11 protein-coding genes and 1 tRNA gene are annotated in these 13,602 nt (G+C 41.1%); 8 read left to right on the top strand and 4 right to left on the bottom strand.

Annotated features, from left to right (window positions below):
* Window positions 1-47: 47 nt before the first annotated feature.
* Window positions 48-1,718 (bottom strand): amidohydrolase, encoded by a 1,671-nt coding sequence (locus tag GXP67_RS33090; protein WP_162447079.1) that lies wholly within the window; start codon window positions 1,716-1,718, stop codon window positions 48-50.
* Between the two features lie 360 nt (window positions 1,719-2,078).
* Here GXP67_RS33090 and GXP67_RS33085 point away from each other — a divergent pair.
* From GXP67_RS33085 to GXP67_RS33070, 4 genes are all read left to right on the top strand, one after another.
* Window positions 2,079-2,154 (top strand) — tRNA-Gly (locus GXP67_RS33085).
* A 189-nt stretch (window positions 2,155-2,343) separates the two neighbouring features.
* On the top strand, window positions 2,344-2,814 hold the full coding sequence (locus GXP67_RS33080; protein ID WP_162447078.1) for a hypothetical protein: 471 nt from the start codon (window positions 2,344-2,346) through the stop codon (window positions 2,812-2,814).
* 1 nt (window position 2,815) lies between these two features.
* A complete protein-coding gene (locus GXP67_RS33075) occupies window positions 2,816-3,016 on the top strand; it encodes a helix-turn-helix transcriptional regulator (RefSeq protein WP_162447077.1) in 201 nt (66 codons plus the stop codon).
* Window positions 3,017-3,228: 212 nt separating this feature from the next.
* Window positions 3,229-4,254 (top strand): Gfo/Idh/MocA family protein, encoded by a 1,026-nt coding sequence (locus tag GXP67_RS33070; protein WP_162447076.1) that lies wholly within the window; start codon window positions 3,229-3,231, stop codon window positions 4,252-4,254.
* A gap of 102 nt (window positions 4,255-4,356) precedes the next feature.
* On the opposite strand, the gene GXP67_RS33065 is transcribed toward GXP67_RS33070, so the two are convergent.
* A complete protein-coding gene (locus tag GXP67_RS33065; protein ID WP_162447075.1) occupies window positions 4,357-4,911 on the bottom strand; it encodes a cupin domain-containing protein in 555 nt (184 codons plus the stop codon).
* Window positions 4,912-4,961: 50 nt separating this feature from the next.
* Between GXP67_RS33065 and GXP67_RS33060 the strand changes: the two genes are divergently transcribed.
* From GXP67_RS33060 to GXP67_RS33045, 4 genes are all read left to right on the top strand, one after another.
* The gene (locus GXP67_RS33060) at window positions 4,962-5,600 is read left to right on the top strand and encodes a TetR/AcrR family transcriptional regulator (protein WP_162447074.1); all 639 of its coding nucleotides are present in this window, start codon (window positions 4,962-4,964) and stop codon (window positions 5,598-5,600) included.
* 292 nt (window positions 5,601-5,892) lie between these two features.
* Window positions 5,893-7,674: an FAD-dependent oxidoreductase gene (locus GXP67_RS33055; RefSeq protein WP_162447073.1), complete on the top strand. Its 1,782-nt coding sequence runs from the start codon at window positions 5,893-5,895 to the stop codon at window positions 7,672-7,674.
* A 669-nt stretch (window positions 7,675-8,343) separates the two neighbouring features.
* Window positions 8,344-10,182, top strand: a complete 1,839-nt coding sequence (locus tag GXP67_RS33050) for a 2-oxoacid:acceptor oxidoreductase subunit alpha (protein ID WP_162447072.1) — start codon at window positions 8,344-8,346, stop codon at window positions 10,180-10,182.
* The gene (locus GXP67_RS33045) at window positions 10,157-11,209 is read left to right on the top strand and encodes a 2-oxoacid:ferredoxin oxidoreductase subunit beta (RefSeq protein WP_162447071.1); all 1,053 of its coding nucleotides are present in this window, start codon (window positions 10,157-10,159) and stop codon (window positions 11,207-11,209) included. The genes GXP67_RS33050 and GXP67_RS33045 overlap by 26 nt, the downstream gene beginning before the upstream one ends.
* A gap of 63 nt (window positions 11,210-11,272) precedes the next feature.
* Here GXP67_RS33045 and GXP67_RS33040 read toward each other — a convergent pair whose 3' ends face one another.
* On the bottom strand, window positions 11,273-12,118 hold the full coding sequence (locus GXP67_RS33040) for a hypothetical protein (RefSeq protein ID WP_162447070.1): 846 nt from the start codon (window positions 12,116-12,118) through the stop codon (window positions 11,273-11,275).
* Window positions 12,119-12,373: 255 nt separating this feature from the next.
* A complete protein-coding gene (locus GXP67_RS33035; protein WP_162447069.1) occupies window positions 12,374-13,195 on the bottom strand; it encodes a DUF2934 domain-containing protein in 822 nt (273 codons plus the stop codon).
* Between the last annotated feature and the right edge of the window lie 407 nt (window positions 13,196-13,602).

The following is a 13,602-nucleotide window of genomic DNA, read 5'->3' as shown; positions in this document are numbered from 1 at the left end:
TTAATTTCAGAAAATGACCCTTGTTTCTGAGCAACGACATTATTATACTAAGGTTTATTATCCCCGCTGTTTTTGTTTTCCTGCGTTTTTGCATCCGTCCTGATAGTAGGATATTTAATTCCTAATTGGTCCAGATAGGTTTTGTACTTGGAAGGGTCATAATAATACTTCTTCATTTCTGGCCTGTATTTCTCCATAATCTCTTTATTTAAATGAACGGCTGGTTTATCTGTAGCTGAAATCAAAGGGGTATACTTGATGTCTTTGGTTTGAACAGTTCTATAATAGTCCCATGATTTAGCGATAATTTCAGGTCTAATCAGCATATCCAGCAGCGTGAGCGCTTCAGCTTTTGCCCCGGCAGTAGCTCCTTTATGAGCAATAGGAGTAGCCATGGTAATGGCATTGGCCCAATGATGGCCTGGTAAACCCGGCATGTTGGAAGGAAACTCCAATACGACAGTAGGCACATTCCAGGAGATATCAGCGATGTCGTCTGAGCCAGCACCCATAGCCGCCCCGTCTGGTTTTTTCAGCGAATCCAGTTTAATATTTAGCCCGGTTGTTACTGGAGAATTCATTTCTTTCTGGGTTGCTTTTGCCAGTACCTGGTCATCTTCACTCCACTGGGGCAAACCCACTTTTTGTATATTTTCGTACATCGTTTCAGCAATGGGTTTACTGAAATGCCCTGGCCAGGCACTGCCCAGCACCCGGTAACTAACTTTTGTTTTGGTCATCATCGCTGCACCCTGGGCAATCTGAATCCCATCCTCATACATTTCCTTGATCTTGGGATAGGTTCTTTCCCGGAAATAATACCATACAGTAGCTTTGGAAGGCACAACATTGGGCTGGTCACCGCCATCCCGGATCACATAATGCGAACGCTGGGTAGGCTGCAAGTGCTCCCGTTTGAAATTCCATCCAATATTCATCAGTTCCACGCCATCAAGGGCACTTCTGCCCCGCCAGGGTGCCCCAGCCGAATGGGCTGATTCGCCTTCAAAAGTAAATTCCATGGATATCATTCCGGTACCACCGGCATCTCCATAGGATACAGCCAGGTTATTAGACACATGGGTAAAAATACAGGCATCAATGTCTTTAAAATACCCATCCCGGACATAAAAGGCTTTAGTACCGAGTTGCTCTTCTGCAACGCCAGGCCACAGCACCAGTGTGCCTGGTATACCTTCCCGTTCCATGATTTTTTTCAAGGCAAGAACTGCAGTTATATTTACTGCCTGTCCGGAATTATGGCCTTCTCCATGTCCGGGGGCACCTTCAATAATGGGATCATGATAGGCAACGCCCGGTTTTTGAGAAGCTTTGGGTATACAATCTATATCGCTGCCAATGGCAATTACCGGTTTACCTGAACCCCATCTGGCCAGCCAGGCTGTAGGTATATTAGAAATTCCTTTTTCAACCGTAAAGCCGTTCTCTTTAAGAATATTGGTGAGATAAGCAGACGTTTCAACCTCCTGGAAACCTAGTTCACCAAAACTAAATATCATATCTACCATTTGCTGGGTAAATACTTTTTTATTGTCAATTTCAGTAATAAGTTCTTTCTTTAATGCTTCCAGTTTTGACGGGCTTATTTTTTTACTTTGCCCTGTTGCCAGAAAAGGAATACAACATACCAGAAGCAATAATAAAATCCCTTTGCAAGCATATGCTGCACAGGAATGGAAATAGTTTATCTGACTCATACGTTTAGGTGATAAATATATAGCTTGAAAGTTGAATGGAGAATGCGTTAAGTCATTATTTTACATTTTCAACATACTGGCATTCATTCCTTCACATTAATGTAAAGAAATAACTTGCAAGATCGTATCCTGCATAAAATGAAAGTTTGTGGATTTTTACAAAAAATCAAATTATAATTTGCATGATTCACAAAATACTACTATTAAATTTTAATTATTTATTAACTAACGAAATATATACCCAAGTTTATAATATCAATATAACCTACAGTCTGATACGGAAATCTTATGCATTTAAAATTTAAACATTTACTTGGAGGATTTCTGGAAAACAGATACATTTAATTACCAGTTTTACTTGCGGGAGTAGCTCAGTTGGCAGAGCGCCGGCTTCCCAAGCCTGAGGTCGCGGGTTCGAACCCCGTTTCCCGCTCCAGCCCGGATGAATCATTCATCCGGGCTTTTTTCTTCTTTAGCATACTTTCGTCCTACTTTTTTAAGCTTCTACATAAACAGGATTCCGCTCATACAAATTATGTAAAACATACTTTCATTTTTGTAAAATACACTTGCTATTAAGTAAAGCATACTTTACATTTGTATTAACAATTAAATATACAACACTATGCAACCCAGATTTTTATTTCCACATTATTTAAAACGTATCGGCTGGTTAATTACAATTCCTGCCCTCCTTATTGGCTTATTATATATACTCAATGGCCAGGAATTTAGCTTTCTTGAATTTCATATCCGAAGTAAATCTAACGCAGATTTGTTCCTAGGCGAGTATGAAAATTTCACCAACGAATTATTAGGCGTTTTACTCATCATTGGGTTAAATCTGGTAGCCTTCTCTAAAGAAAAAATAGAAGATGAATGGGTGACCAAAACACGCCTGGAGTCATTACAATGGGGCGTTTATATTAATTCATTTTTGGTATTGTTGTCGCTGGTATTCTTTTATGGAACCGACTTTCTGACCGTTATGACTTTTAACTTGTTTACTGTTCTGTTGTTTTTTATCATCCGTTTTAACTTCATATTATATATTAAACCTTCTTTCGAAAGTAAAAACAAAGTAAATGCTTTCTGAGATGCGGAATAGAATCAGGGTAGAACGGGCAGAAATCAATATTACTCAGGCGGAACTGGCAGAACGCATTCAGGTATCCAGGCAAACGATCAATGCCATGGAAAGTAATAAGTATGTTCCTTCTACCATTTTAGCCCTTAAAATTGCCAGAATTTTCAACAAGCCTGTTGAGCAGATCTTCTTTCTGGATGAAACAGACTAAAAATGAGGTGAATGAGCGATTGAGTGAGTTAAAAATTGATGAGTTAAAGAATAGTTGCATGGTCGCATTGTTGAATGGTTAGATAGTTTTCTTACTGGATGGCTGCTAAAGCTTATCATTCACTCATTCAAAAATATTATCCTCAAGATTTTGTGCAAACGATAGCAATCCTATACTTTCGCTTATGTAGCACCCAAAACTTTTCAAAGCCTGTGAAAAAATACAATGTTGGAATTATCGGTTACGGATGGGTAGCCTCTGCTCATATTGCAGCCATCAATGCGACCAATCTTGCCCAGGTAACAGCCATTTATTCTTCCCGCCAGTTGGATGATGCTGATGTAAGCGCAAAAGCCGGATCAACCATTCAGACCTATACCGACTTACAAGCAATGCTGGCTGATAAAAACCTGGATGCCGTTTCTATTTGCAGCTATCCTTATCAGCATAAAGACCATGCCGTAGCCGCCGCCGCCGCAGGTAAACATCTAATCATTGAAAAACCACTGGCGCTTTCCTGGGAAGATTGCCAGGCGATAGAAACCGCTGTAAAAAAAGCTGGCGTAAAAACCTGTGTTTGTTTTGAAGTGCGGTACTCCAGCCAGTTTACTGCTACCAAAGCCCTTATCGACGAGGGCCTGCTGGGAAACATTCATTATGGGGAGATTGATTATTATCATGGCATTGGTCCCTGGTACAGTCCCTTTCGCTGGAACATCCGCAAAGATGCCGGTGGCAGTGCCCTGCTTACCGCTGGTTGCCATGCGCTGGATGCCCTGCTGATGTGTATGGGTACGGATGTAACCGAAGTAACCAGTTATGATACCAAATCGAGAAGTGAGATTTTCGAGCCTTATGAATATCCTACCAGCAGTGTTACCATTCTGAAATTCAGCACTGGCCGTATCGGTAAATGTGCGGCGATTGTAGATTGTTTGCAACCGTATTATTTCCATACCCATTTGTGCGGAAGCGAAGGCAGTTTGCTTGACAATAAGTTCCATTCTATGAAACTAGGTACCAACCGCCACCAATGGAGTACACTTGCCATGAAAATGCTCGACTCCGGCGACGTTTCCGATCACCCTTACCAGAATCAGTTCCAGACTTTCTTTGAATCTATTGAACAAGGGGTTGAAATGCCGCTTACCAGCCTGAAGGATGCTCTCCGGACCCATGAAATTATTTTTGCCGCTGATCAATCCGCATCTACCGGGACTACGGTGAAAATCGGATAGCACGCTCTTTCGGATATTTTTTCGTAGCACTAAAAACGCAAAAGAAAATTTCATTTTGCTTTTTAGTTGTCTGTTTTTTCGAATTGGCATTTTCATTATATGCTATCTGGTAACTGGAGCAGGAGCATCTTTAAAGTGTTTATATTTTCCTAACAGTTTTCCAAGCAGATAAGTAATAGGGATGATTGTTTTCCTAACAAAGGCTGGAATTCCCAGGATGTCATATTCCGAGGCATAACGTGTCAGAAGATAAGCGCTATCAAATTTTTCTGGCTGAGAGTTTCCGGATTTGTTCTGAGCCGCATAAATGGCTGACAGGAAAAACACAATGGTATTGGCGGGTTTTATCCATCCTTTGCAGGTAAGTATATCTTCTCCGGCATTCCAGAAACGGTGGGGTACACCCCGTTTAAAAATAACGGATTCGCCTTCACCCACATATTGTGCTGCCTGTCCAGGGATTTGATAACCCAGTTTCCCTTTTATTACGGTTAATGCTTCATCCTGTAAAAAATGGGTATGCATTAATGGCCCATGCCCTGGACTAACAAAGTTTTCTACCAACACTTTGTCGCCATCTGGCTCTTGTTGTATACCGTGAAAAATAATTTTCTCGCCAGTACAATTTTCAATGGTATGTGGATATTGAATGGTCATGTTTCTTTTTTAACAAAATTATATAAATTTGGACATTGTCCAAATTTTCTATGAAAACAGCAGATAAAATTTTATTGAAGGCGCTTGAAATGTTTAACGAACGGGGTGTAGAGTATGTAGGCTTGCGTGAACTGGCCGGATTGTTAGATATGAGGGTAAGCAACATCACCTATTATTTCCCGACAAAAGATGATCTGGTATACCAGTTATCAGTAGAATTAAATCAATTAAATTCTAAGGTACTGGTGGCAGATGAGCATATTACAATTACAACATTTATTGAAATGCTGCGCACTGTATTTTATAATCACCTGAAGTTCCGCTGCCTGTTACTGAGTTTTGTACACCTGATGGAGCAGAACAAAAAAATTTCTACCCGTTACAATCAAACCCAGAAAGACAGAAATGCAACACTTCGGGCCAATATCAGATTTATTATCAGTTCGGGGTTTCTGAAGATAGAAGATGATAAGGAGGTAGATTATTTAGTATCAGCTATTGCTCTGGTAGTCAGATTCTGGATTTCAGAAGCACAAATATCTTTCCGGCATCTGAGCCCGGATGAGCAGATCAATCACTATTTATCCCTCATTGCCCGTATGCTGCTTCCTTATACTACTGCTCAATACAAAGCGGAACTTCAAGCCTGCCTGAATCAATTGGATGAAGTTGCCAATCCAAATATTTAAATATATCTAATAAGTTAATTTTAAAACGCCTGCAACGATTACAGCCTTGCGATGTGTCGGATTTTGAAAATTGTCAGCCAATAACCCCTGCTAGATTTATAACTAAAACTATTTGCTTTTCTTATTGCTTGGTGATATTCTTTGGCTGGAACTAACAGCCTCTCATTCCTATAAACTCCACTTTCATATAAATTTTCAAAAAATAATAGGAATTTTCATATAAATCACAATATTTACTGACTCCATTCCGGGCGAGCATTTGCCTGGATTTTATTATGTCCTTGTGTGATCTATGGAACCTACCAACACCCAAAACCCTGAATACTATCATAAAGTAGTGGATTGCCAGTATGCCTGTCCTGCCCATACACCGGTACCCGAATACATCCGCCTGATCGCTGCTGAAAAATATACGGAAGCCTATATGGTCAACTGGGAATCCAATGTATTCCCCGGTGTATTAGGCCGTACCTGCGACCGTCCCTGCGAACCAGCCTGCCGCCGGGGACGGGTGGAAGAAGAACCAGTAGCCATTTGCCGCCTCAAACGGGTAGCTGCTGATAATAAAGGGGATGTCCAACAATATATGCCGCAAGGTCCATTCAAGCCCAATGGTAAAAAAATTGCACTGATCGGAGGTGGTCCGGCTTCGCTCACCGTAGCCAGAGATTTAGCGCCCCTGGGCTATGAAATACATTTGTATGACGAGCAGATTGCCGGCGGTGGGATGATGCGCAGCCAGATACCGGCTTTCCGCCTGCCTGAATCTGTGTTGAATGAAGAGGTAAACTATATTCTGGATATGGGCATTCATACACATTTCAAAACCTATGTGAGCAGTTTAAAAGAAGTCCTGGAAAAAGAATATGATGCCATATTTGTAGGAACTGGTGCCCCCAGAGGAAGGGATCTGACCAACCTCCCTGGACGGAAAGAAGCGGCTACCCATATTCACATCGGTATCGAATGGCTGGCCAATGTTGCTTTTGAACATACCCACAAAATCGGTAAAAAAGTAATTGTACTGGGTGGCGGAAATACCGCTATGGACTGCTGCCGTACCTCCCGCAGGCTGGGTGGGGAACAGGTAAAAGTAGTCGTACGCAGCCCTTTCAAAGAAATGAAAGCATCGCCCTGGGAAAAAGAAGATGCCATGCACGAAGGAATTGATATTTATGAGAACCACGTTCCTTTGAGTTTTGAGGTCAAACATGGTAAGCTCATCGGAATGAAGTTTGAAAAAGTGCACCCAGTATATGACAAGACTGGTAAACGCCAGTTATTGCCCACCGGAGAGCCAGATGTATTTATAGAAGCCGATGATGTACTGGTGGCCATCGGGCAAGAAAACAGTTTTCCCTGGATTGAACGCAACATAGGCCTGGAATTCGACAAATGGGGAATGCCGGTTGTGAATGAAGTGACATTTCAGTCTACCCTGCCGAATGTGTTTTTTGGCGGCGATGCTGCTTTCGGACCTAAAAACGTAATTACCGCCGTGGCCCACGGACATCAGGCAGCTGTTTCAATAGATTTATTCTGTGAGAAAAAAGATTTACACCAACGGCCTAATCCGCTTACCAATCTGGTCAGTCAGAAAATGGGCATTCATGAATGGAGCTACGATAGTTATGTAGCTGTAGATCAGCGGTATGTAGTGCCTCAGGCAGATAAAACAATTACACTCACCAACCGCAAGAAAGAAGTAGAGCTTGGCTTTGAGGTGAATACTGCTTTTAAAGAAGCGCAGCGCTGCCTCAATTGTGATATTCAAACGGTGTTTACTGAAAGCCGTTGTATCGAATGTGATGCCTGCATGGATGTTTGTCCCACTTCCTGTATCACGTTTACGCCCAATGCTGAAGAACCCGACCTGCGGATGCAATTACTGGTACCTGCCCAGAATACCTCACAGGATTTACTGGTTTCTGCTCCCTTACAAACTGGCAGGGTGATGGTGAAAGATGAAGATGTCTGCCTGCATTGTGGTTTGTGTGCCGAACGGTGCCCTACGGCAGCCTGGGACATGCAGAAATATGTTTATAATGTTGCTAAAGCTGGTTGTGGTAAGTAAGAAAAATTGGGATGCGAATTGGCTTAAGAAAGTTTAATGCAGAAGATATCAAATGGATGATCAAAATATGCATTATATGGAATTGTATTAATCTATTTCTTGATACAATCAGTATTGTTATAATGAAATTTATTAGTGATTCTCCTGAAATATATTCACTAGATTTTTCTGATTCACTTTATAGACTTTCATATCATGCCTTGTTATTTATCATTCCATTTGCAATAAGTTATTATCTAACTAACCATAAATTATTTAGTCTCTATTCATTTGTTATTTTACAATGCCTTATTTACCATATCATCCACCTAAATAGTTTAAATACAGATGAGAATGGTGTATTAAGAATTTATACAAATTGGAATAATGGTATTCTATATTTAATCGATACCTGTCCACAAATACTAGGTATAGTATACAATTATTGGCCTTTTGAAGGTTCCTTTGATGATGGTGTGTTTATTCCAGCAAATACTAGCTATTTCTACATTTTATGGATTTTATTACCATTATTATATTATTTAATAATAACCTATATAACAGATATTGTTGAAAACCAAAAGCTAATTACCAGAATGAGAAAAGCCAATTTTACAATTTTATAATTTCAGTTATCACTAAAGAATTCCAATTTCGAATTTTATTACTTCTTGCTCAATTTTATTTATAATGAGTTCAACAATTAATGATTTTGTCGTTCGCTTTGCCAATGTGAACGGAACCGGTTCAGCCAGCGCTAACTTCCTTTTTGCCAAAGCCATTTTCCGGATGGGAATCCCCGTTACCCCCAAAAACATTTTTCCATCCAACATCCAGGGCTTACCCACCTGGTACGAGGTACGGGTGAGTGAAAAAGGCTATCTTGGCCGTCGGGAAGGCATAGATCTGATGGTGTGTGTCAATCCGCAGAGTATGATACAGGATGTCAAAAGTGTGTCACCGGGAGGATATTTTCTTTACGACAGCACCAAAAAACTGGCAGTCGAATATATCCGCCCGGATGTTAATTACCTAGGGATTCCGCTGATGGAAATGTGCAATGCAGAGTTTAAAGACCCCAGGCAGCGTCAATTATTTAAAAACATTATTTATGTAGGCGCACTCGCACAACTGCTTAACATTGAGTTTGAAGTGCTGCAGGAACTACTGGCTGAACAATTTATTGGGAAAGAAAAACTGATAGCACCTAATATTAAATCCCTGCAACTGGGAATGAACTATGTGCAGGAGCATTTTACCTATCCCCTTCCTATTCACCTGGAAAGACGCAACCTGATCGGCGAGCGCATTATGATAGATGGGAATTCAGCCTGTGGATTAGGAGCCCTATATGGTGGGGCAACTGTTTGCGCCTGGTATCCCATCACTCCTTCTACATCTGTTGCCGAAGCCTTTGAAAATTATGCCAATGAGCTACGCATTGATAAACTCACTGGTGAAAAGAATTTTGCTATTGTTCAGGCGGAAGATGAACTGGCAGCGATGGGAATGGTGATTGGTGCCAACTGGAATGGAGCCAGGTCTTTCACAGCTACCAGCGGTCCTGGGGTTTCGCTGATGAATGAATTTTTAGGGCTTGCCTATTTTGCTGAAGTGCCAGCTGTTTTGATAGATGTACAACGCACCGGTCCAAGTACCGGAATGCCTACCCGGACACAGCAATCAGATATTCAACTGGCGGCCTATGCTTCTCATGGCGATACCAGGCATATATTACTACTTCCTTCCACCCCCAAAGAATGTTTTGAAATGACCGCCCAAAGTTTTGATCTGGCCGAACAGCTACAAACCCCTGTCATTATGCTGACGGACCTGGATCTGGGCATGAACGACCACATGAGCGAGCCTTTTGAATGGGATGATTCCTATACCTATAACCGGGGAAAAGTACTTACAGCCAGCCAGCTCAATGATATTGGTCGTTTCGGGCGGTATCTGGACACAGATGGCGATGGCATAACCTACCGCACCTATCCTGGCACCCACCCTACCAAAGGCGCATTTTTCACCAGGGGAACTTCCAGGGATGAATATGCCACCTATACGGAGGATGGCGCTGCTTACAAGCGAAATATGGAGAGGCTGATGGTGAAATGGAATACAGCAAAAAACATGGTTCCGTCCCCGGAAATCTACCAGAAAAAAAATCAAAGTCATTTAGGCGTGATTTTCTTCGGTACCTCTACCTATTCAGCGGAAGAAGCCATGGATCAGTTGCGCGAAGAAGGAATATTTATTGATGCCCTGCGGTTAAAAGCATTTCCATTTAACCAGACGGTAGATGACTTTATCCAGTCTCATCAGACGGTTTTTGTTATTGAACAGAACCGGGATGCCCAGATGCGTGGTTTGCTGATCAATGAACTACAAGTGAATCCGGCAAAATTAATTCCGGTATTAAATTACGATGGAATGCCGATTACGGCTCATACCATTGCTACACAAATTTCAACGTATCTTTTACAAACTACTCCCCAGACCAATGAGTTACCTGCGGCCATTATTTAGGCATCCGAAACTACCCACCAATAAAATAGGGTATACAAAAAAAGAATACGAAGGCGCCCTCTCTACTTTATGTGCCGGTTGTGGCCACGACAGTATCAGCGCAGCTATTGTACAGGCCTGCTATGAAATGTCTATAGAGCCACACCATGTCGCTAAACTTTCCGGTATTGGCTGCTCTTCCAAAACACCTACTTATTTTCTGGGAAATTCGCATGGATTTAATTCAGTTCATGGACGAATGCCATCGGTAGCTACCGGGGCTAACCTGGCCAACCGGAACCTGGTCTATTTTGGCGTTTCCGGAGACGGCGATTCTGCTTCGATTGGGATGGGACAGTTCGTACATGTGATCCGGCGCAACCTGAATATGGTCTATATTGTGATGAATAATGGCTGTTATGGACTCACCAAAGGCCAGGATTCTGCTACAGCCGACGAAGGTTCTAAAAGTAAATCCGGCTCTGTCAATCCTTTTCAAGCGATAGATTTAGCAAGTCTGGCTGTAGAACTGGGAGCTACCTTTGTTGCCCAGAGTTTTAGTGGAGATAAACAGCAACTGGTTCCGCTCATAAAGGCAGCCATACACCACAAAGGCTTTGCGTTTATCAATGTAATCTCACCATGTGTTACTTTCAACAATAATCCGGGTTCTACAAAATCCTATGATTATGTACGGGAACATGTGGAAGCTACGTCTACCGTAGATTTTGTTCCTGAAAAAAGAGAAATAAAGGCATATTATGATGAAGGTACCGATACACTCGTCACCATGCACGATGGCAGTTATCTGCATCTGCATAAACTCGCCAAAGACTGGGACCCACAGAACCGGATTTCTGCGGCAAATGCCTTACAAAAAGCAAGAGCCAAAGGCGAAATCCTGACAGGTTTATTGTATGTAAATACCGACTTTAAGGAACTGCATGAAACGCTCAATACAACAAAACAGCCCCTAAATACACTTACTGAAAAAGAATTATGCCCGGGATCGGCAGCTTTAGCCAGTATTAACGCCGGATTGAGATAAAAAATAAGCGATGAGCTAAACTCATCGCTTCTTACTATTTCACTATTATTGGTGAATCGATATCTATTGGTTTTTATCCATTTTTGCCAGCTTTTTATTTCCAGGCGTTTCTCTCATATACACTTCATCATAGATGGTTTTTTGTCCATCAGGTGTTGTTAAGGTACCCACCATAGTCAGTTTGTTGCCTTTCACCTCCAGGGTATAGTCCGTTTGAACATCCTCAGCATTTTCCAGATACTCCACATACCTGGTTCCATTCAGCGTATAACTGCCTCCATTGGCTCCTGCGAATGATTTTTTTCCATCTTTGATATGTTCTTTAATAAACATCCAGTGCGTAGGCGTCAGAATTTTCACCTGCTTAATGGTATCAATTTGCATTTTAGTGGTTTTACCTTTGGGGTCAGTCACTTTTTGAGAAATCATATGCCAGGTTCCTACATGTTTGCCGTCATTGGCTGGAAAGTTCTGGCGTTGCCAGGTTTCCTCCAGCTTCACAAAGCTACCATCCGGATATTTGATGGTACCAGACTGAATCATAACGTTATTATTACTTTCTGTTTGCAGCGTAAAATTAGTTTTGTCTTTGGCATATCCATCCCAGGAGGCATATTCCAGGTTTTCTATGTAATTATTCCCTTCCATCGTATAGGTACCACCTCCTGCACTGGCTAGCTTAACTCTTGTTGGATTCAGGCTATCCGGTAGCTGTGTCATCCACATAAAATGAGTAGGAGTGATAATTTTGGTTTCCTTTTTATTATAACTATTAAAATAGTCTACTTCACCGGTAGAACTCGAATATTTGGCAGAAAGCAGTTTCCAGGTGCCTACAGGATTATTCTGTGCGATGAGCCGGAAACTTAAAAAAAATAAGAGGACGAGTATTATGGAAGGTGTTCTCATGACAGTAGGTAGGTTAGGTCATGATTAAACTACAAAAAAATATTATTATATTCTAATTTTTTTGCAATAAAAACTAAATCAACCAACCTGGTATAATTTATTCCCTATTACACATGTTATAAAGCTTTCTAAAAAATCTATTAATTACCTCTTCTGTTTGTCTGAACACAAAAAATCCATTTCACTCAAATGTTGCGTTGAGTAAATGGATAAAATGAATGTAAAAACTATATAATTATGTTATAAAATCTTATGCTAGCTTGGCCCCAGTAACTCATTTTCAGCCCTGATCCAGTTATCCTCAGAAGAATTACCGCCAGACTCAGAAAGCTCATAGGCACGCCGGGCAATATCATTATGGGAAGCTATGCTCCTTACTAAAAACTTATTTTTATTATCTCCGGACTGATACTCACCTAGCACTGTAACAAACTGCTCATTATATCCGGAAGCCTGCCCCTGAAATCCTTTGTCTTTCGTCTGACTAACCAGCTGCAACTTGCCATCAGGAATACTTCCCTGACTTAGAAATAAGTTATTGCCTGATGCCTGAATAAGTCCGTACACTTTCGTATATGCAGCGGCCGCTTGTGCCGCCTGGCCGGAAGAGGCGGGATTTTGAACAGCAATAATATCTCCCCCACTTCCATAAATTGCCCCTGTCGGACGGCCGGTTTGTTTTTCTGCTTCTGCATCTACCGAAGCAATAATTGCCTCCCGGTCAGCGGTTATATCTCTGCCTGTAGTATCAACTTTGCCTGGTTTGGTTTTTTTACTGGCCCCGCCAGAAGATTTTTTTGCAGGCACATCCCCTGCATTTGCTTTATCTACAGCTTTCATTGCAGTATCTTTAGTGGTTGAAGCACTGACTTTGCTTTTTTGTCCACTTTTGGCTTTTGGCTGATCTACGGCTGCATCATTCCCTTCCTTCTTTTGTTTGCTTTGCTTTTTGGCAGTTACACCAGTATTTGCAGAATCAGATTTAATGGCAGTCTGGCCATTTTCAGATTTGATACCATCTGCTTTATTTTCATTAGTGTCAGTACCTGAGGTGCTGTTTTTTTTGTTTTTTTGCATAACTGAGTGCGTTAAAGAGTTGAGAATGAACTTATACGTTATTTTACGAGAAATGTTAAAAAAAGTAGTATTAAATCCTATTATTTTGCAAATGAATTTATAAGGTAAATTGACTCCTCTACATCAAATTAAATTATTATTAAGCAAACTTCAATCTTTACTCCACTCAGCTATAATTATCAGTCTTTTTTTGATATTAACATTATTTCACGAGGTGATCTGAAAATTCCCTGATTACGGATATATAAGGATGCCGGGTAGAATAAAAAACTGTTACAGTATCTTTTTCTGAAAAACTATTTTTTCGATCAATCTTAGCATCTGTTTCATATCTGCTGCCATCAATATGATATTCAATTTTCACAAGAAACAAATGCCGGTGTTTCCACTTTCTGAAAATGACACCA

Source organism: Rhodocytophaga rosea, assembly GCF_010119975.1.
GTDB classification, from domain to species: Bacteria; Bacteroidota; Bacteroidia; order Cytophagales; family 172606-1; genus Rhodocytophaga; species Rhodocytophaga rosea.
This window is presented reverse-complemented; position numbering and strand designations above follow the sequence as displayed.